Source organism: Myroides indicus (assembly GCF_004364575.1).
GTDB classification, from domain to species: Bacteria; Bacteroidota; Bacteroidia; order Flavobacteriales; family Flavobacteriaceae; genus Flavobacterium; species Flavobacterium indicum_A.
In genome coordinates, this window is the sequence record NZ_SOAG01000014.1 from 1 (window position 1) to 21,265 (window position 21,265).

The 21,265-nt window shown below is 34.8% G+C and carries 15 protein-coding genes and 1 tRNA gene; 9 read left to right on the forward strand and 7 right to left on the reverse strand.

What is annotated here, in order from left to right:
- Positions 1–150 (forward strand): T9SS type B sorting domain-containing protein (locus C8P70_RS06970; RefSeq protein WP_133712624.1); only part of this gene is annotated, 150 nt, incomplete at its 5' end.
- Between the two features lie 7 nt (positions 151–157).
- Positions 158–1,162, forward strand: a complete 1,005-nt coding sequence (locus C8P70_RS06975; RefSeq protein WP_133712625.1) for a PorP/SprF family type IX secretion system membrane protein — start codon at positions 158–160, stop codon at positions 1,160–1,162.
- 411 nt (positions 1,163–1,573) lie between these two features.
- Here C8P70_RS06975 and C8P70_RS06980 read toward each other — a convergent pair whose 3' ends face one another.
- The 4 genes from C8P70_RS06980 to C8P70_RS06995 form a co-directional block, all read right to left on the reverse strand.
- Complete coding sequence (locus C8P70_RS06980) at positions 1,574–1,951, reverse strand: gliding motility-associated C-terminal domain-containing protein (RefSeq protein ID WP_133712626.1); 378 nt, start codon at positions 1,949–1,951, stop codon at positions 1,574–1,576.
- Between the two features lie 110 nt (positions 1,952–2,061).
- Complete coding sequence (locus tag C8P70_RS06985; RefSeq protein WP_133712627.1) at positions 2,062–3,879, reverse strand: tetratricopeptide repeat protein; 1,818 nt, start codon at positions 3,877–3,879, stop codon at positions 2,062–2,064.
- A gap of 210 nt (positions 3,880–4,089) precedes the next feature.
- Positions 4,090–7,437 (reverse strand): transcription-repair coupling factor, encoded by a 3,348-nt coding sequence (mfd, locus tag C8P70_RS06990; protein ID WP_133712628.1) that lies wholly within the window; start codon positions 7,435–7,437, stop codon positions 4,090–4,092.
- 7 nt (positions 7,438–7,444) lie between these two features.
- Positions 7,445–8,032 (reverse strand): hypothetical protein, encoded by a 588-nt coding sequence (locus C8P70_RS06995; RefSeq protein ID WP_133712629.1) that lies wholly within the window; start codon positions 8,030–8,032, stop codon positions 7,445–7,447.
- 128 nt (positions 8,033–8,160) lie between these two features.
- Here C8P70_RS06995 and C8P70_RS07000 point away from each other — a divergent pair, with 128 nt between their 5' ends.
- Positions 8,161–9,117 carry an NAD-dependent epimerase/dehydratase family protein gene (locus C8P70_RS07000; RefSeq protein WP_133712630.1) on the forward strand — a complete coding sequence of 319 codons (957 nt, stop codon included), beginning with the start codon at positions 8,161–8,163 and terminating at the stop codon, positions 9,115–9,117.
- 127 nt (positions 9,118–9,244) lie between these two features.
- Here the strand turns inward: C8P70_RS07000 and C8P70_RS07005 are convergent, their stop codons facing one another.
- Both C8P70_RS07005 and C8P70_RS13790 read right to left on the reverse strand, forming a co-directional pair.
- Positions 9,245–9,625: a hypothetical protein gene (locus C8P70_RS07005; RefSeq protein ID WP_133712631.1), complete on the reverse strand. Its 381-nt coding sequence runs from the start codon at positions 9,623–9,625 to the stop codon at positions 9,245–9,247.
- Between the two features lie 300 nt (positions 9,626–9,925).
- Entirely contained in the window at positions 9,926–10,096 is a 171-nt protein-coding gene (locus C8P70_RS13790; protein ID WP_166666186.1) for a hypothetical protein, read from the reverse strand.
- Between the two features lie 107 nt (positions 10,097–10,203).
- Between C8P70_RS13790 and C8P70_RS07010 the strand changes: the two genes are divergently transcribed.
- The 4 genes from C8P70_RS07010 (at position 10,204) to C8P70_RS14235 (ending at position 12,825) form a co-directional block, all read left to right on the forward strand.
- Positions 10,204–11,496, forward strand: coding sequence for an aldehyde dehydrogenase family protein (locus C8P70_RS07010; RefSeq protein WP_133712632.1), 1,293 nt, complete (start codon positions 10,204–10,206; stop codon positions 11,494–11,496).
- Between the two features lie 31 nt (positions 11,497–11,527).
- A complete protein-coding gene (locus C8P70_RS07015) occupies positions 11,528–12,169 on the forward strand; it encodes a trimeric intracellular cation channel family protein (protein WP_133712633.1) in 642 nt (213 codons plus the stop codon).
- An 80-nt stretch (positions 12,170–12,249) separates the two neighbouring features.
- Positions 12,250–12,323 (forward strand) — tRNA-Asn (locus tag C8P70_RS07020).
- A 223-nt stretch (positions 12,324–12,546) separates the two neighbouring features.
- A complete protein-coding gene (locus C8P70_RS14235; RefSeq protein ID WP_166666187.1) occupies positions 12,547–12,825 on the forward strand; it encodes an Arm DNA-binding domain-containing protein in 279 nt (92 codons plus the stop codon).
- A gap of 457 nt (positions 12,826–13,282) precedes the next feature.
- Here C8P70_RS14235 and C8P70_RS07030 read toward each other — a convergent pair whose 3' ends face one another.
- Positions 13,283–13,966 (reverse strand): hypothetical protein, encoded by a 684-nt coding sequence (locus C8P70_RS07030; RefSeq protein WP_133712635.1) that lies wholly within the window; start codon positions 13,964–13,966, stop codon positions 13,283–13,285.
- A 63-nt stretch (positions 13,967–14,029) separates the two neighbouring features.
- Between C8P70_RS07030 and C8P70_RS07035 the strand changes: the two genes are divergently transcribed.
- On the forward strand, positions 14,030–14,224 hold the full coding sequence (locus C8P70_RS07035; protein WP_133712636.1) for a hypothetical protein: 195 nt from the start codon (positions 14,030–14,032) through the stop codon (positions 14,222–14,224).
- 27 nt (positions 14,225–14,251) lie between these two features.
- Positions 14,252–21,121: a choice-of-anchor J domain-containing protein gene (locus C8P70_RS07040; protein ID WP_133712637.1), complete on the forward strand. Its 6,870-nt coding sequence runs from the start codon at positions 14,252–14,254 to the stop codon at positions 21,119–21,121.
- Positions 21,122–21,265 lie beyond the last annotated feature (144 nt).

Here is a 21,265-nt window from a genome sequence, read left to right on the forward strand (position 1 = left end):
TCGGATCAGGGCTGGGACGGAACCTTTAACGGCAAGGCTATGCCTGCTACGGATTACTGGTTTATGGTAGAGTATATACAGGAGAGTGTGGATGGAAAACTCCTGCCTAGGAAAGTAGAGTATAAAGGACACTTCTCATTAAAAAGATAATTAAGTTATGAAGTTGATAAAAAAAGGTTGTATAGCATTGATATGTTTGACATCCCAAATGGGGATGTCTCAGGAAGGTTTGTCTGTGTATTCTGAATATCTGACAGACAACTATTACCTTCTTCACCCGGCTATGGCCGGGTTGAAGAACAGCACTCAGGTCCGGATCACAGCTCGTCAGCAGTGGAGTGACGTGGACGACGCTCCTCAGCTTCAGACTTTCAGCGGAAATGTTCGTTTAGGGGAGCAGTCCGGCATAGGTATAATCGCCTATAACGACAAAAACGGCTACCACTCTCAGGCAGGGGCCAAGCTTACTTATGCTCATCACATTACTTTTAGTGAATCCCGCTATGAGCTTAATCTGTTATCCTTTGGTATGAGTGCCGGTTTTTCTCGTACGGTTTTAGACGAGACAAAATTCGGGGGCTACGATCCTATTGTTCACGGAGGCATGGAGATGAAAGACACCTATTTTGGAGTTGATTTCGGAGCAGCCTATCACCGGGGAAATCTCTTTACCATGTTTACGGTTAAGAATGCTGTAACCAGCAAAAGAGATTTGTACAGTGATGTGGAGAGCAATAACCTTCGCAAGTACCTCTTGGGCGGTGGATATGCCTTTGGCGATAACCAATACGGCGGAGGCTGGGTGTATGAGCCTTCTGTGCTGCTTCAGTACACGGAAGAGACCCAGGAGAAGATTGTGGATGTGAATATGAAGGTTTACAAATACATGGATTTTGGCAAGGTTTGGGCAGGTGTGTCCTACCGTCGCAGTCTGGATGGCGTATCCTATATCAAAGGCGGCAAGAGCAAATCGCAGTACATGCAGTATTTCAGTCCTTTTATCGGAGTTAATTACAAAAGCGTAATGATCAGTTATACGTATTCGCACGTGATGGGAGACATCGTTTTTGAGAAAGGCGGCTACCATCAGTTTGGGATAGGGTTTAATCTCTTTGGCAAAAAATCTCCACTGGATTGTAATTGTCCGACGGTGAAGGATTAAATTCTAAATTAATAACAAAAACAGACCGGATTTACTACAGTAAATCCGGTCTGTTTTTGTTATGTGAGTATTGTGACTTAAAAAATCAGAAAGAAATTTGTCTTCTTTGTCCTAAAATAAATATTTTTTACTGTTAAGTATATATCTGTAGATAAAATATATATAGTGGATTTTCTATAAATACTTTAATTTTTTTAACTTTAGTGATGAACATAACAAATCCTACAAAGAAAAGAATTAAAAAATTGTTTCATATTCTATAATTACTACTGCTTTTTAAATCTAAAAATTAATTTGTATTATAAATGCTCCGGATAAAATAAGCTTATATTGAGCGATTCAATAGTTATTCCCCGGCAAGCAATAAATCATGAAATACTTATCTGGGGGAAAATAATTCTAACCAAAAAACTATTTATTGATCTGCACCCATCCAGTGTGAATTTTTCCATGTGCGTGAATGACGTAATAATACGTGCCATCCGGCAATTGTTTACCGCTTTTGCTTTGTCCATGCCATTGGGTAGTGTAACCTTCTCCATACGTGTAAACCTCCGTTCCCCAGCGGTTGTAAATCTTGATACTCTCTACTCCGTGTGGAGTTAAATCAAACGAATCGTTCAGATTGTCTCCGTTTGGTGATATTCCTCTTGAAATAGGGCAATCCTCATAATCGATAGTGAAGCTACTTTCATCTATACACAATTTATCTTTTGAACTTGCATAAACATAAACCGTCTGTCCCATAGAAAGCTGTATCCCCACAGATAACTTCTCTTCCTTCTCCATTTGGTTCGGTATAATAGCTATTGAACTCTGATAGCGGCTGAAGTGTATACAGCTCGCATTTCAAAGTAGTATCTTCGAATACATCTGCTGCAACAGAACATAATGTATTATTAAAGATCATTAATGTATTCATCCAAATCTTCATTTCTCGATAATCGAAATTTTTTCCTCATTTTATAACGGGCCGTTATCAGGCTTGTTTGATTTATATTGAGGAGTTCTGATATTTCGGTGTTTGACATCCACATTTTAATAAAAGCACATATTCTTATTTCCGTTTTAGATAAATCAGGAAACTTATCTCTTAATGTTTTAAAAAAGTTGGGATGTATTTTTTGAAATATTTCTTCAAATATCTGCCAATCCTGTTTTGAGTTTCTATTTTGTCGGATAATTTTTAAAATTTGGTTAAATGTTATTTTAGGATTATTTGTTGCGTTTACTATTTGTTTTTCTATTTCATTAAATAATTTGTTTTTTGATAATAACTGCATACTTAGTAAATTGAGTTCTCTGTTTTTAGATTCTATATCTAATAAATATTGTTTTTTTTGTAACAGTTCAAATTCATTTTTTGAATTCATTTCAAGCTCATGTTGCTTGTTTTTTAATAGCTCTAATTCCATGTTTGCTTTTAGTTTTTCTAAAAGCCTCATATTTTCAAGCTTACTTATTTGAAGTGATTTGTTTTTGTTTTTATATAATATCCATATAATTATGACAGATGATAATACAGAAAGTATTATAATAATATATGTTTTATTTAAATTTTTCTGTTTTTGGACGTCAATCTTAAAGTCATATTCTTGCTTCTCTAATAAGGTGTTCCATTCTATTGCCTCTACATTTTGTCTAATATTAGGCCCGTTAATTCGGTCTTTTTCTTCGTAATACTTATTCATGAATAATAAAGCATCTTCAAATCTTTCTTTCTTCTTTAATATGTCTGATAATCTCTTTAAAGCATCTAATGCTTCAATAGGAAAAAAATCTTGATTAGATATATCTTCATATGTTCTTTCATAACACTCTATGGCTTTATCTAAATTTCCTTCAAGTTCATACGCATACCCATAATTAAAAGCAATAGAACTGTTAAACAGCTTATTATTAATAGAGTGATTTAGAACTTGGGTCTTATCTAAAATCTCTTTAGATTCTCTTATATTCCCTTCACTAGTTGCTATTTTGCTTATTAACAGTAGGATTCTAATAGAACTAACAGTATCTTTTAAATTTTCAAAAGTTTTTAAGGAAGAATAAAGATTTACTTTTGCTTCTTTATAGTCTTTTAAGGCTACTCTTACCAATCCAAAATTGGCTTTTATTACAGCTTTCCCTCTAGTATTCTTATTCTTATTAAAAAGGTCATAAGCACTTTGATAATAATTCTCAGATTTATCCATTTCATTAAGACCATAATAAAGTCCTCCAAGTCCATTATAAACTTCTCCTAATTCATTATAATAATTAGTTTGTTCGAAATAAGATTTAGATTTTAAAAAAAACTCTAAACAATTAGGATAATTATCTCTATATAAAAAATACAGTCCTTTGATATAATTAATTTTTGCTTTAGTGTATTCACTTTCTGATTCATTAGCATAAATAGTCGCTTTTTCTGCATAAAATAGTATACTATCATGAGTGTTTTTTCTGATACTTGATAAAATTTTATAGTAATAAAGATATGCTTTATCAGTAGGTTTGTTAATTTTGTTTATAGAACTATATGAGTTATTAATTATTCTATCTGCATTTTTAAAATCATAATCGACTAAAGAATCCATCTTTTTATATTTAAGATAAACATCATCAAGCACATCCTTATTATAATTGATTTTATTAGTATATATTTTATAAATACCTGTCGTAATTCCTGTTAGTAGAATAAAAATTAGTATATATTTACTTTTGTTTTTAATCATTATACTTATTTATTTGGAATTACGTTTATCTATGGTAAGATAAGAAATAATTGCAGTTTGTAATATAAGAAGATATTTTGATTTTTAAAAGATGGGTTATTTGACTAATAGATATAAATCTATTAATAAAGTGCTATTTTATGCTTTATGAAAGAAAAATTAACTTGATATCTATCTTACTACATCAATTAAGAGTTGTTTCTACTTTATCTAGTCTAAAATCTCCATAAATTCCAAAGCTTGTTTTATTGATTTTACACGATCAAAGCTAAGCAATAGTCTTAATCCATTCTTTGTCTCTTTTTCTTTTATTTTACACAAGTTGGCGTGTTGCTGTACAAAGACGAGAATTTTTCTGAATTTAGAAGACTGATAGAAATCTGAGTTTTGATCTCCGACAAAATAGCAAATCATTTTTCCTTGTTTTAAAACAATTTTTTCGATTCCCATATTGGAAGCATGCCATTTGATTCTCAAACTGTTTAAGAGTGCTATAGCTTGTTTTGGAAGTGTTCCAAAACGATCTGTTAAGCGTTGTTCATATTCTTTGAGTTTGTCTTCGGATGAAATGGCACTCAATTCATTGTAAAGATTTAGTCTTTCTGTTATATTATTAACATATTCATCTGGAAATAGGATTTCAAAATCAGTATCAATCTGTGTGTCTTTCACAAATATTTTTTCACTGTTTGTATCTTTCTCTTCATAAAGGCTCTTAAACTCATTTTCTTTTAATTCCTCAATGGCTTCTTGCATAATTTTTTGATAGGTTTCAAAGCCGATTTCATTGATAAAACCACTTTGCTCGCCACCTAAGATATCTCCTGCGCCCCGAATTTCTAAATCTTTCATTGCAATATTAAAGCCACTTCCTAAATCACTAAATTGCTCTAAAGCCTGAATGCGTTTTCGAGCTTCTTCAGTCATAGCAGAATAAGGCGGACAGATAAAATAGCAGAAGGCCTTTTTGTTGCTTCTGCCTACGCGCCCTCTCATTTGATGGAGATCAGATAATCCAAAATTATTAGCGTTATTAATTAAAATTGTATTAGCATTCGGCACATCTAATCCGCTTTCTACAATAGTAGTAGCTACTAAAACGTCAAATTCTCCATTCATAAAAGCCAGCATTAGTTCTTCCAATTTTTTGCCATCCATTTGCCCGTGACCGATACCTACCTTTGCATCGGGAACAAGACGCTGGATCATACCTGCTACTTCGCGAATGTTTTCGATTCTGTTATTGATAAAATAAACTTGTCCACCGCGTTCTATTTCATAAGAAATAGCATCTCGTATGATTTCTTCATTAAAACCAATAACATTGCTTTCGATGGGATACCTGTTTGGCGGAGGAGTATTAATTACAGATAAATCTCTGGCTGCCATCAGCGAAAATTGAAGCGTTCTCGGAATAGGAGTTGCTGTTAAAGTAAGTGTATCAACGTTTTCAGAAATCGTTTTGAGTTTATCTTTTACCGAAACACCAAATTTTTGTTCTTCGTCAATAATCAAAAGACCTAAATCTTTAAAAACTACATTCTTATTGACTAACTGATGTGTCCCAATAATAATGTCAATTTTTCCTTCTGATAGTTCTTTTAAAATTTCCTGTTTTTGTTTTGCTGTTCTAAATCGGTTGATATAACTGATTTTGACAGGCATGTCTTTTAATCGTTCACTAAAAGTTTTGAAATGTTGAAAGGCTAAAATAGTTGTCGGAACCAGTATAGCTACTTGTTTTCCATTATCAACCATTTTAAAAGCAGCGCGGATAGCAACTTCTGTTTTTCCAAAGCCTACGTCTCCACAAACCAAACGATCCATCGGACGATCGCTTTCCATATCGGCTTTTACATCCTGTGTAGCCGTTAACTGGTCAGGAGTATCTTCATAAATAAAAGAACTTTCCAATTCGTGTTGAAGATAGCTGTCCGGAGCGCATTTAAATCCTTTTTGTGTTCTGCGTTTAGCGTAAAGCTGGATCAGATTAAAAGCAATGTGCTTAACTCTCGCTTTGGTTTTGTTTTTCAGATTTTTCCAAGCGCTAGAGCCAAGTTTGTATATTTTTGGAGGGGTTCCGTCTTTACCGTTATATTTTGAGATCTTGTGCAGAGAGTGAATGCTTACATAAACAATATCATTGTCTGCATATACCAATTTAATGGCTTCTTGCGTTTTTCCTTCAACCTGAATTTTTTGTAATCCGCCAAATTTTCCTATTCCGTGATCAATATGCGTTACATAATCACCTACAGAAAGTGAACTCAGTTCTTTGAGGGTGATGGTTTGTTTTTTTGAATACCCATTTTTGAGAGAGAATTTGTGGTATCGCTCAAAGATTTGATGGTCAGTATAGCAAGCGATCTGTTGCTCTTCATCAATAAAACCTTGAAAAAGTGGAAACACAATCGTCTTAAAGGATTTTACGGTAATTTGTTCATTATTTCTTAAAGATTCAAAAATTTCCTTAAACCTTCGGGCTTGGTTTTCATTGGCACAAAAGAGGTAGTTTTCAATACCGTTTTCTGTGTTTTCATTTAGGTTTTGAACCAGTAAATTAAATTGTTTGTTGAAAGATGGTTGGGGTTTTGTATAAAAGTCAAAAACAGTCTGTGCGTCAATCAATTTAGAATCGTTCATCTCTGCCAGTGTAAATGGATCGAGTGATTTTAGAAACTCGCTTCCATTCATAAACATATCTGCAGGAGATTTGTATTTTATTTCTTTATTTAGTGACAGAAAAACATCATTTGCTTTTTCAAAGAGTCGATTGAGTTGATCTGTAACAAATGCAGCGTTTTGTATAAACAATATTGTTTTTTCCGGAATATAGTTCAAAAAACTTTCACGCATTTCTTGTGAAAATTTGTTTTCTACGTTTGGAATGATTGTTATTTTTTTTTGTCTGTCAACAGAAAGTTGTGTTTCTACATCAAAGGTGCGGATGCTGTCTATTTCATCACCAAAAAATTCAATTCGGTATGGATTGTCGTTAGAAAATGAAAATACATCAATGATTCCTCCTCTTACAGAAAATTCTCCGGGTTCTGCAACAAAATCAACTCTTTTGAAATTGTATTCAAAAAGAATTTCGTTGACAAAATCAATGGATATTTTATCGCCAATGCTAACTTTTAGAGTGTTTTTTTCGAGTACTTTTTTGGTGACTACTTTTTCAAAAATAGCTTCGGCATAGGCGACAATAATGCAGGCTTTTTTGCGAGAACTGATCCGGTTAAGTACTTCCGCTCGCAGCAAAACGTTTGCATTATCAGTTTCTTCAATTTGGTAAGGGCGGCGATAGGAGCCGGGATAGAACAAAACGTCTTGTTTATTGATCAGATTTTCAAGATCGTTTAAATAATAAGCAGCTTCCTCCTTATCGTTGAAAATTAATAAGAAAGGGGATTCAGTTTGCGTAAAGATACTTTCGATAAGGAAAGATACGGAGGAACCAACTAATCCGTTGAAACGGGTTTTTTTGCCTCGTTGTCCGAGTTCTTTTAAAATTTGCTGTGTTTTTATAGATTGTTGAAAACGCTGTTTTATTTCCATTTTGTGATTATTCTTCGGGGTTTGCTCTTCGGGTTTCATCCATTGCTTCAAGCATTTCTTGTTCTCCTATTTCTTTTGGAATTTTAGTTTTAGCGAGATTTTCTTCCATCTGCATAATTAAAACCTTAAGATTGGTTTGAACTTCTTTCAGATAAATATCCACTTTGTCCATCGGAATAGGATCGAGTTTAATAAACATTTCCAAATTATTGAGAGAAGTTAGCAAAACGGTAACTCTTGCTTTGATATCAGGTTGATTTAACTTATTAGGATACGACTGAAAAGTTAAGGATAAAACACTGGAGCTTAATTTTTCTGCTTTTTTCTGGAATGCCCCTAGGGTAGATACCGGTTTTAGCTCTATTTCCTGTTTAAACTCCTGCCACATTTTCCAGTTTTCCAGTTCTTGAGCGAGTTCGGGAGAGGTACGGGGAATTTTAAAATTCCAATTTTTTTGAACAAAAGCGAATATGCTGTCGTTGTATTCTTTTATCTTGATTTGCCTTTCCTGTTCAACTTTAGAATTGTCTTTGCACGAGTAGGTTGTGATAGACAGTGCGATGAGGCTGAGTATAAAAAACAGATAATTCTTCATGGTGTTGAATTAAACTCCAAATTTACAAATGTTATCGGATATTGCTTGGATAATTCTGTTAGTTTGTTGCATTTCGTTGATTAATTGTTGAAGTTAATCTATATTTGTATCACTTAAATAGACAAATAATGGGAACCAAAATTCTTATAATAGGAGCCTGTGGACAAATTGGCTCAGAGTTGACGTTAAAGCTCAGAGAAATTTATGGAAATAATAATGTAATTGCTTCTGATATTCGGGAAGGAAATGAAAATCTGATGAAATCAGGTTCTTTTGAGATTTTAAATGCAATGGATGCAGAGGCAATTGCAAAAATTGTTGAAAAAGAGCAAATTAATGAAGTGTATTTAATGGCAGCAATGTTGTCTGCCACTGCAGAAAAGAACCCTTCTCTTGCTTGGGATTTGAATATGAATTCTCTTTTTCACGTTTTAAATCTGGCAAAAGAAGGAAAAATACAAAAGATTTTTTGGCCATCGTCTATTGCTGTTTTTGGTCCGACAACTCCTCGAGAAAACACGCCGCAATTTACTGTGATGGAACCTGCTACCGTTTATGGGATTTCAAAACAGACAGGAGAGCGTTGGTGTGAATACTATTTCAATAAATATGGAGTAGATGTTCGTAGTATCAGATATCCGGGATTAATTTCTTGGACTACGCTACCTGGTGGAGGAACAACAGATTATGCTGTTGATATTTTTTATAAAGCAATTGAAAATAAACATTATGACTGTTTTTTGTCTGAAAAGTCTGCCCTGCCAATGATGTATATGGAAGATGCACTTAATGCTACAATATCCATTATGCAGTCTCCAAAGGAAAATATAAAGATAAGATCTTCATATAACCTGGGAGGCATTTCTTTTACTCCGGAAGAAATAGCTGCAGAAATAAAAAAGCATATTCCTGATTTTTCAATTGAATACAATCCTGATTTCAGACAGGCAATTGCAGACAGCTGGCCGGCGAGTATTGACGATAGCAGAGCTCAGGCAGATTGGGGATGGAATCACAAATATGACTTGGCTTCAATGACAAAAGTTATGCTTGAAAATTTAAGTAAGGTTTTGATAGTTAAGTAAATGTATAAAGTAAATATCTTAAAATTCAGTTTATCTAATAAACTGAATTTTAAGATATTCATTTAAAAGTAAAAGTTAGTAATATTGACATCTCAAGTTAAAAATGTATAACTTTTATAAAGACGTTTTATTTTTCTTTTATATATAGATAAGTAAAGCAGTCGTAACACTGGTCTGAAATAATCAGCGTGTCTCCTTTTTGTTCAATAGACTGTTTGCTAATACCGTTGTTTACAATAATATCTTTTAGCTCGTCGCTTTGGATTGTACTTCCTTTAATGGTTTTAAAATCTTCTTCAGAGAGAAGTTGTTCGTCTTCGTAACGGCTTATTTTCTTATTTGCAATAATCAATTTTATCTCTTTATTAGGTACGATGGTCTTACCGGCAAAACCACCACTTTGGTACTTTAAAATCCATGTTCCTTCATACGGGGTTAAAGATTGCTTCATTGAAGCGCAACCTACAATTCCTAAAACTATTAAAAGAGATAATATTATATTTTTCATTGTTTGATGTTTTTCAGTTATAATCTAGTAAAAGCGGAGACAGTAATTCTCCTAAAATAAAAATCATACTGATCTAAAGAATAGAATGTGCGGTGTTTTATTTCCGTTTTTTAAAAACCATTCGGGATAAGGGAATAACAACAATGATAAGCGATATAACTATCAAAATATTGCTGAGTGTTTCAGATATTATATTTTGCATTCTCAAAATAAAAGAAAGTAAAAATATCACTAACCCTAAAAATAATAATTTTAGATTTTTGTCCATAAAGCATTTTTTGTGAGTGAATTACTAGAGTATTAATTCGATTTGTTGAATACATAAATGACTATCGGAGCAATAATCATTACTAGCGCTATTCCTATTATAAAATAAGCGGTTTGAGCATTAAATATTTCTATATAATACAACCAAAAAGACAAGGCAAACAACAAAATACCGAGCAGTAATATAACTGTGTTTTTTTTCATGATTTTGTCAAATTAGTTACTAAGGTATATGTTTATGGATTATTGACCAAATTTTTGTAGAATATCAACAAGAATGTTTTAATTTTAGTAGGCAAAATAAATATGATATGAAAGTAGATGTAAGACAAACCTTAGAAAATGCAAATCAAGCATTTAAAAACTGGAAAAAAACTTCGGTTGATTTAAGAATAACTTATTTAGAAAAAGTCAGAGAAAAACTCTTGTCTAATAAAGAGGATTATGCAAAACGAATGACAGAAGACATGCATAAACCGATTAAACAGGCAGTAGCGGAGGTTGAAAAATGTAGTAAATTATTGACTTATTATATTGAAAACGGGAAAAATATATTAGAAGGAAGAACAATAAAGACGGATTGGTCTGAAACTTACACTGTTCATGATCCACTGGGAGTGATTTTAGGAGTTATGCCATGGAATTTTCCTTTTTGGCAGGTTTTTCGGTTTGCCGTTCCTACTATTTTAGCAGGTAATACAATTGTATTAAAACATGCCAGTAATGTTCCTAAATCAGCAACAGCTTTGGAAGAGTGTTTTGCAATAGAAGGGTATAAGCAGGTTTATTATAAAATAGAAATACCAGGAAAAGATGTGGAAAAAGTAATCGAAAGCCCTATTATCAAGGGGGTTTCTCTTACAGGGAGTGAGCCTGCGGGGAGCGCAGTTGCCAAAAAGGCAGGAGAATTAATCAAGCCAGTTGTGCTTGAACTGGGAGGAAACAATGCTTTTATAATATTAGAAGATGCGGATTTAGAGAAAATTATTCCAGTGGCTGTTAATGCGCGTTTCCAAAATACAGGGCAAAGTTGTATTGCCGCAAAACGATTTTTGGTTCACAATACAATTAAAGATACTTTTGTGGAAAAATTCGTTACAGAAGTTACAAAGCTGAAAAAGGGAGATTTGTTGGATTATGACACTGAGATAGGCTTAATGGCAAGAGAAGATTTGGCAATTGAACTTGAAAAAATGATGAAGGAGTCAATCAAAATGGGTGCTAAAATAGTATGTGGAGGAGAAAGAGAAGGAAGTTTTTTTGAACCTACTGTTTTAACGAATGTAAATACAGCTATGTCTGTATTTAAAGAAGAAACATTTGGTCCGTTGGCAGCAGTAGTGGGATTTGATTCTTTTGAAGAAGCAGTTGAGTTAAGTAATAATTCGCATTTTGGACTGGGCGTAGCTATTTTTGGTAAAAATACTGAATATATAAAGTCTAAAGTGCATGAGTTTGATGAAGGTGCGGTTTATATTAATGAAATGGTTATTTCTGATCCACGCGTGCCTTTTGGAGGAAATAAATTTTCAGGTATAGGTCGGGAGATGGCAGAGGAGGGATTGTTGTCTTTTGTTAATAAAAAATCTGTAGTAGTTAAATAAGTAATTCTAATACTTGTTTTTGAATATAAAAATGATAAATGTATTTATAGCTTTTTGGAAGTCGATTACTTTTGTTGATATTATTGAATTTCTTGGCACTTTTGCTTTTGCTGTGTCGGGTATTCGCATGGCTTCTGCCAAAAGTTTAGATTGGTTTGGAGCAGTAGTTGTCGGTTTTGTTACTGCTACAGGAGGTGGAACATTACGCGATCTTTTATTAGGACTAACTCCTTTTTGGATGCTCTCAAGCGTATATATATGGTGCACTATTTTTGCTTTATTTTTTGTTATACTATTTCGTAAAATATTAGTTCGGTTAAATAATACATTTTTGTGGTTTGATAGTATTGGTCTAGGACTTTTTGTTGTGGTGGGAACAGAAAAAGCACTGCATTTAGATTATCCTTTTTGGGTTGTTGTTTTTATGGCAACGATTACGGGAGTTGTAGGGGGAATTATAAGAGATACATTGATTAATGAAATCCCTGCTATATTTAAGCAAGAATTGTATGCGCTGGCGTGTATTTTTGGGGTTATTATTTACTATTTTCTGCTTCAATTAAACGTAGGTATAGTATTAGTGCAAATAGTAACAGCTGTATCTGTTTTTGTAATTCGCCTGATAGCAACGCATTATAAATTAGGACTGCCGACTCTGAAGAATGAAGATTAAAAAAAATACTTTTTTAATCAATAATTTTGGCAAAATGAAAAATCATAATATATTTGCACCGCAATAAAGGTAACATATCTTCCTCCTTAGCTCAGTTGGTTAGAGCATCTGACTGTTAATCAGAGGGTCCTTGGTTCGAGCCCAAGAGGGGGAGCAAAATCAGAGCACTTACAGCAATGTAGGTGCTTTTTTCGTTATTTAAAAACGGATTTATTGGGCGTGTCGACTTTTATTTCAAAAATAAATATGGTGTTTTTGAGGTAAAAGGTGGAGAATTCGGGGGACATTTTTAAAATTTAGGTGTCCCATTTTGAACTTAATGATGTTTGTAAATCAGAATGTTATGTCAATTTTTTAACACTTTAAAAATATTGACTATGAACGTTAATCAAGTAAAAATCTTATTTGTTGTAAGAAGAGCTAAGACAAATAAAAACGGGTTAAGTCCTTTGGTTTGTAGGATAACCTTCAATAACAAGAGAAAAGAGTTCCCGACAGGCTTCTATATTCCAGAGAAAGAATGGAATGCAAAATTTCAAATTATTACCTCGAAAACAGCATATGCAAAGAATATTAATACACATCTAGACAAGATATATCGAGGAATATTGAATACTTATTCTGAAATGATTGATTCTGTCAAATCTACAAGATGATTAAAGCTAATTATCCAAAAATAATTTTAAAGCATCCTTAAGTACAAACGTTTTAATAAAAAACAAGGATATAGCTAATAGGAAAATACGAAAACTGGGAGCTTATATTGCTCCAATAGATACTTTTTTCCTTTCTGTTTTTCCGCAGGGCTTAGAGCCTTTTCGAAAGGACACTTTTAGGTATTTTTGTCTAAACTAACATCAGCATAAATCTAGTTAAGCTTGCTGTTTTCGTCTTTAAGCTCTTGTATGTGTTTCAATTATTGTTTTTTTAACTCTTAGCTCTAAAGATATTTCATTTGCGGATCTTTCTTATTTATCTTCTTCACCAATAATGATTATTTGGTTTTTTACTAATATTAATTGTCGGATTAATGATTTTCTGATTTAGGAGGAGATCTACAATTGTTTTGAAATACTCATTTTATTGGAAACGAGATTTATTAAATAACGGCATTTAGGTTTTTACTATATAACCAAGAATCTTGAATAAGTGTTTAATTGATTCTTTAGGAATATCGATTGGTTCATGAATTAATTTTCCATCTGCATATTGTTCAGGATTCGAACTATATGCAGTAATGAAGTTTTTATTATTAGATTTTTGTAATTTTTTTATGAGCCTATATTCAGCTGTTTCAACGCAATAATTTTGCCCCCAAACAATAAGATCTTTATCTCCAATTTCTTTAAGTGTTAAGATACAGCCTGGAGGGAATTCTAGCATATCACTTCCATGATATCGTATTGTGGCTGTGGCTTCTGGAAACCATTTATCAGTATCTGTTTCTTCAGGAGAGTAAAGCTCTAAGTTGTCGTTTATTGCCGATTGGGTATTATCAAGACAGGGAGGCAGATGTGTAGCTCTTGTAGTCTTCTCCTGGTATTTGTAAGGAGAGCTTTCTTTTTTATAATCTTTAAGCATCAAGCCATTACCTGTAAGTAACCATTCGGGATTTAAATCCTTATATTGTGATAAAATTTTAGCAATAGCTTCTCCGCCAACCTCGCTATATAGCCCTTTTCCTCTAAAGTTAGATGCTGAAATATCTAAGTTTTCAAAAAATTTCATTTTCTCAAATCCTTTGTTTTGAATGTATAATAATATTCTTTCTTTAATAGGTGCTAAAATTTTTTTCATAATTTTTGAAAAAGATAAAATTTTATCACTATGTTTGTTCTATAGATAGGAACAACAAAAGCAATGAACAAACCTACAAAAAAGCGAATGAACTACAATACAGTAGTGGTAAATAGATTAACAGAAAAATATGGGGTCACTCGTAGGTTCGTAATTATGAGCTTGTCGGGAGACAGAGAATCGGAGGTGTCTGATGCTATTGCAAAAGATTACCGATTGATGAGTAAAACAATTGATAATCTTTTGAAAACTATGTGAATGAAATCAAAAAAATAATTATACATTATGAACAAAAAATTAAACACTTTTACGTTGTGGATTTCTTGTTTACTCTTATTGAGTGAATCATCGCTACTTTATAGTGCTGAATTTTCAGTATGGCGACAAAGAAGTTATGTGTCTGGATTGTATTTTGTATTATACAATGAAGTATTTCAGAACAATCCATGTGAAGGGCTGTCTGTGCCTTTTTTAGAAACTTTCAATACAGACTCTCCTACAAGAGGATGTTGGCAAACTGTGGATGTAGATAATAGCGGAACTACTTGGTCACTGAATACATCTACTCCGTATGAAGGAACACATGCTATGCGGTATTTTGAAAATAAAAATTTGGGAGGAGGGGGGTTAAATCCTAGCCCTATAGACATAGGTTCTATACTTCCGGGATTACTTAAGACCGGTGTCAGCACAAGTAAAGTAGGTATAGGAATAGGTGATGATGTTGGTGGTGGTAATACAGGTGGCGGTAATAATGGTAATGCGGCAAGGAGTGATTTTCTGATTTCTCCAAAGCTTCAGGTAGATTCTACAAAGATATATGAACTCAGATATTTTTATAAGACAAATGCTTCTTATAATAATGAATTTGAGGTGTTATTATCAGAAAATGGAGATTCAATAAGTAGCTTTACAGAGACAGTAGTTCCAAGAAAAACCTATTACAATGGAACTTACAAAGAGGAAATAGCATATATTTCAGGAGTACATAATACGATTCATCTTGCATGGAATGTAGTAAGTACTGATGCCATTACGTATGTGTTTATCGATAAGGTCTCTTTAAAAGAGGTGGATTGTCCTTTGCCTTTGGAATTGGAAGTTAAAGATATTCAAGACAATGAAGTAACCATTCGTTGGGACGGAAAATATAGTACAGAATGGGAATATAGGCTTCAAGAAGATCAAGGAGGAGGGACTCCACTTTCTTCCGGTGGTGTTTTGACAAGTTCAAATGAAGTGAAACTATCTAAAGATTTTTCTGGAGATGCTTTGAAAGCAGATACTGAATATGAGCTTTATGTGCGTTCTAAGTGTGCAAGTGGGAAGTTTAGTGATTGGGTGCTTCTAACAATTAAGACAAGTTGTAAATCAGTAGGTTTACCGTTTACAGAGAGTTTTGAAACCAACTCTCTTTCGAAAGATTGTTGGGTGATTCTGGATATAAATGACGATTCTGCAAATACTACGGCAACCACAAATCAATGGCATTTTATAAGTGGAACTGCTAATGCTTATGAAGGCAGTTACAGTATGCGTTTTTACGGAGCGGGTACTGAAAAAATCCATGACGATTGGTTGATTTCTCCTTCATTCGAAGTAGATAGTACTAAAATTTATCAAGTATCTTACTACTATAAAACGCATTGGACATCAGGTAGTAATGAGTTCGAAGTGTTGCTGTCTAATAAAGGTGTTAACCCGGATAGTTTCACCACTGTTTTATTGCCCGAGCAAACTTATTCAGGATTGGGTGAGTATCGCAAACAATCTTTGTATATTCAAAATACTCACGGAAAAGTAAATGTGGCTTGGCATGTAATTGCAAAAGGGGCTGCTTATGTGTTTATAGATATGGTTGCTATTAAAGAGGTGGACTGTATAGGACCTGAAGAAGAGGTTGAGATAAGTGGACTAGGCACAAAAGAGGCTACTTTTAGTTGGGAGGATAATCTGAATTCACAGTGGGAATATTTTGTACAAGAGGCAATAGGCGGAGGAGCTCCGGTGGGGAGCGGTGTACTAGCTAATGGAAAAAGTGCGAAAGTAACTCGGACAAGTGGAGCCGGAGGTGTAAATTTGGAGCCAGATACTGACTATGTGTTTTATGTGCGTTCGAATTGTGGTCCTGGAAAGAATAGTAGCTGGGTCGGTCCAATCTACTTTAGAACACTTTGTGATAGTCAACCATTGCCTTTTTGGGAAGGGTTTAATACAGGTTCACAAACAACAGATTGTTGGATGATTATTGACAATAACAAAGATTCTACAAATCCTAGTGGTAATGATATTTGGAATCTTAAGACAACTCGTTATGAAGGTACTCATGCGATGGCTTTTGTAAGTACACATACAGATGAGTCAAAGTTTCCTCATGATGATTGGTTAATTTCTCCTTCGTTTAAGTTTGATGCAACTAAATATTATAAAGTGACCTATCGCTATAGAACTAATACTAATTATCCTACTGACTTTAGAGTGGTTCTCTCCGATAAAGGTTTGGGTGTAAATAGCTTTGACAAGGTTTTGGATGTCAAGAAAAAGATAGCCAGTAACGATTGGGAGGAAGCAACGTTAATTATTGGAAAGACAGGAGGAGAAATATACATAGCCTGGCATGTCGACGCTTCTGCAAGAGCTTATCTGTATTTAGATGACATATCCATAGAAGAATTAGACACTTGCCCTCAGCCGGTGTTTTTGGGGATCAAAGAGGAAAAAGAAGATCGTGTGACTATTTTTTGGACCGATGATTATAGTACTGATTGGGAATATGTAGTTCAGGAACCAAGAGGAGGGATGCCTACGGGCTCGGGTACGATTTCAACTACTAAGGAAATAGTGATATCTCAGGACAAAGAAGGAAGTGCTTTAGAACCAAATACGGAATATGAGTTTTATGTACGAACGGATTGTGCGAATGGAAAATATAGTGATTGGTCAGGTCCCTTTGTTTTTAGAACGGCTTGTCAAGTGTTTACTACGCCATTTTGGGAAGGATTTAATGCGAATTCAAACAATATTGAATGCTGGACAATTATAGATAATAATGAAGACACTTCCGCATCAACAAACGCTTGGAAGCAGCTTACAACACAAATTTATGAAGGTACGCACGCAATGGCTTTTCAAGGAACACAATCAAATGCCTCTAAATTGCCTCATGATGATTGGTTGGTGTCTCCTAAGGTTAAATTTGAAGCTGGTAAGGTATATCGCTTAAAATATCATTATAGGACACATACGGGTACTACAGACTTGTACAAATATGAATTCGAAGTTTTAGCTTCTAATTCAGGTACAGATGTAAAGAATTTTACCAAGGTAGTAGTACCCAAGCAAGAATATAGTGCGGGTGCAGCATGGAAAGAAGAATATGTATTTATTTCGGGGATAAGCGGAGAGGTGAACATAGCGTGGCATGTCACAGGAGATTTACGCTATTCATATTTATTTATAGATAATATTTTTATTGAGGAAGTGAATAATTGTCCGGAGCCCTTAAATTTAGATGCTAAGGATTTGGAAACGAATAAAGCAACACTGGCTTGGACAGACAATATGGGAGGAACTAATTATGAATACTATGTGCAAAAAGAAGGATTGGGATTGCCTTTTGGAAAAGGGATGACAGCTTCTGTTAAAGAGATAATTGTAACGCAGGATGCAAACGGAAATTCTTTAGATCATAATACAGACTATGAGTTTTATGTGCGTACGGATTGTGGAGATGGAACCTATAGTATATGGAATGGACCTTACTATTTTACTACTTTGTGTGATGAATTTAAAACTCCTTTCTGGGAAGGATTTAATTCGGATTCAAAAACAGCGAGATGTTGGACTATATTGGATGAGGATGAAGATGACCGCTCATGGAGCGTAACAATTAGGAATGGGCAGTTTTATGAAGGAGATGGAGGAGCTATGATAACCACAGCAGGAGCTACAGGAGGAGGATTAATAGGTACTCCGATAGATATAATAGGTGGAGGTGGAGGTAGTGATGTTGCTGCTTCATCAGACGATTGGTTGATCTCTCCGAACCTACAAGTAGATAGTGCAATGTATGTGTTGAAATTTCATTATCGAACTGTTTCAAGTAATGAAGAGAACAAAGTACTCTTTAGTTTAAAAGCCTCTCAGAAAGGTGTAGATATAGCTGATTTTGATCGAACACTGATAGGAAAAAAGGAGTATGACAACTCGCTTTGGAAAGAAGAAATAGTGTATTTTAACGCTTCAAAAGGAATAATAAACATAGCATGGCATTGTGAAAGTGATGTTAAGGGACAAAGTGCTAGTTTGTATATAGATAATTTCTCATTAAAGAAGATGGGAGCTTGTGCAGAGCCTTATTCTGTCATCGTGGTCGATCAGACAGATACTACTTTAGATATAGAATGGGAGGAAGACGGAGACAATACAGAGTGGGAAGTGATTGTAGTAGAGTATGAGGAGGATGAAACAGCTACTCCTATTCAGACCATAATTGTTACAGGAAATCCGGAAGTTAAGATTACTGGTTTGGATTCTGGAAAAGTATATAAGTTATATGTTCGCTCTAAATGTAAAGGCGGCAACTCTTATAGTAATTGGAGTACAGCAGTGATTGGGGCTACTAATCTGGGAGCGAATGATAACTGTAGTGGTGCATTGCCTATTCCTGTGAATTCGACTTTGGAATGCGTAGAAACCATTAAAGGAAGTTTGCAAGGAGCTACGCAGTCCTCAGCTCCTACCCCGAGTTGTAGTACTAACTTAAAAAACGATTTGTGGTTTGAGTTTACAGCTACCGCTACAGCTCATATGTTTAGCATTGATCAAGTCATGGCTTTGCCTTCTACAAGTCTTGCTCCGATATTATATGTAGCACTTTATGCACGAGATTGTAATTCAATTTCCGCAACTCCTGTAGTTTGTTTCGCAGCGTCAACGGGTGGTGTTTCCAGAATGTTAACAGATCTGATTCCAGGTAATACCTATTATGTCAGAATAGGAAATTATGAACGGAGAGATGATAAAACCAATGAATTAGTCCAAGGAGAACAACCCGACTTTGTTTTTACCTTGTGTATAACCACATCTGAATATACACCAATAGAAGTCAGTCCTAGCGGGCAGCGATATTCTGTAGAAGAGCTGGTGAAAGATGTGTTGATTCGGTCCAATTGTGATTTGGTGTCTAATGTACGTTATCAGGTGGGTAACGGAAGTCCTGCTACGAAATCAGTGAATACGCTGGGATATTTCAATAAAGGTAAAGGTAAGTCGATTTTTCCGTTTGAGGAAGGTATTGTGTTGTCTACAAGTCAGGTGCAGTATGTTCCAGGACCGTACACTACAAGTAATAAAGGGACTAACCCACATCGTTGGACAGGAGATAAAGATATTAATGATGCTATTGCTGATGCTGGTGGAGGTCCTAGATCGGATAAACGAGTTACGCAGTTGGAATTTGACTTTATTCCAATATTAGATTCGATCCACTTTGATTATCTTTTTGCTTCGAATAGTTATATGAACGGTTGTACATATACATGTCAAAATGGAGCGTTGTTTGCCGCTTGGTTAATCGATACTACTACTGGTGAGGGGCAAAATTTGGCGAAGATTAAAGGAACTAATACCCCTATAGCTTTGCATACAATTTGGGATAGTGAGAAAATATTGGGGACAAACTGTTCAAGTAACCCGGAACTGTTTTGGAATAATTATTCATCCGGAAGCTCAAATCCTATAGATGCGCCCTTTAACTTTTCAGGATCTACTATTGGAATGAGCTCAGAAACAGTACATGTAGTTCCCGGACGTCAGTATCATATCAAATTAGCAGTGATGGACTTTTGCCCTACAGCTTCACATTCTTCAGCAGTGTTTTTTAATGCAGGTAGTTTTAATTTAGGGAATTTAGACCTTGGAGCTGACTTGCTTGTAGAAACTAATAATGCGTTATGTGGTGGGGAGTGTGCGACTATTACCTCTGGATTAAGCACAGAAGGGATAGCTATAAAATGGTTTAAAGATGGAGTTCTTATTACTGGCGAAGAAGATTCTGAACTAGAGGTGTGTGAAAGTGGTTTGTATAGAGTAGAAGGATACCAAGCTGAAATTGATTGTACTGTAATTGGAGAAATTAAAGTTGAAATATATCCTTCTATATCCGAAGTGGTGAATGCGCCTAAATCTATAGAAGCATGCAGGTATTCTTTATCTGGTCAAGTTCTTGATTTATCGGTTGTAGAAGAGGAAATGTTTTTAGGGATTGAAAATACAGAGGGCTATACAACGAAGTATTACCTGACGGAAAAAGGAGCTGTAGAAGCTTTAGCTGAGGATGAAATGGATTTAGAATATCAGATAGATGGAGAGGAGATAAGAACGGTCTATCTTCGAGTAGAAGACCTGCATACAGGATGTTATGAAATATTCTCTTTTTCGATTAATGTGAGTAGAGGAGAAGTTCCGGCTCAGCCTGAAAACGCTTCAGTCTGCGCAGAATATGTATTTCCACAAGTCAATGGTGATCAGTATTACTATACCGAACCGGGGGGTCAGGGTAAAGAATACAAGGTTGGAGATCTTTTAGCAGAATCGGGTGAACATACGATTTATCTGTTGCAGGCAAACAACGATGAAGGATGTTATGAAGAAACCGCTTATCAGGTGAAAATTACAGCTGCGGTAACGGCAGATATTTTTGAAAGCGAAACGCTGAGTTGCGAATATTATGAACTAAAGCCTCTGTCTGAATACAGTCAGTATTTTACCGGACCGGAAGGACAGGGAATAGAATTGTACGAAGGCATGCAGGTTCTTCAAGGACAAACCATTTACGTTTACGCAAGTTCAGACGATAAAGAGTGTACGGATGAGAGTAGTTTTACGATAGATTACGAAGACTGCCCTATTCCAAGAGGAATTTCACCAAACGGCGACAATCTGAATGATGTCTTTGATTTAACTCCTCACGGAGTAGAAGATATTAAGATTTACAACCGTTGGGGTACAGAGGTTTATTCGCATGGAGCAGGCTATACTACCCAGTGGCATGGGCAGGGTAAAAATGGCAAACAGTTACCTGACGGAACGTATTACTATGTAATTATCGCTCATGGTAAAACCCGAACAGGTTGGGTGCAGATTAATAAGTAACTTAGTAGTTTTTTGGTTAGATTTGGTTATCCCCGGACAAGTATTTTGTAATTTTCTTGCCGGGGATTAACTTATAAATTATTATATGAGGCACACGCATGAGGGAGTTTCATCGGTTAGCTGTATATTTAGTAAAAATAATTT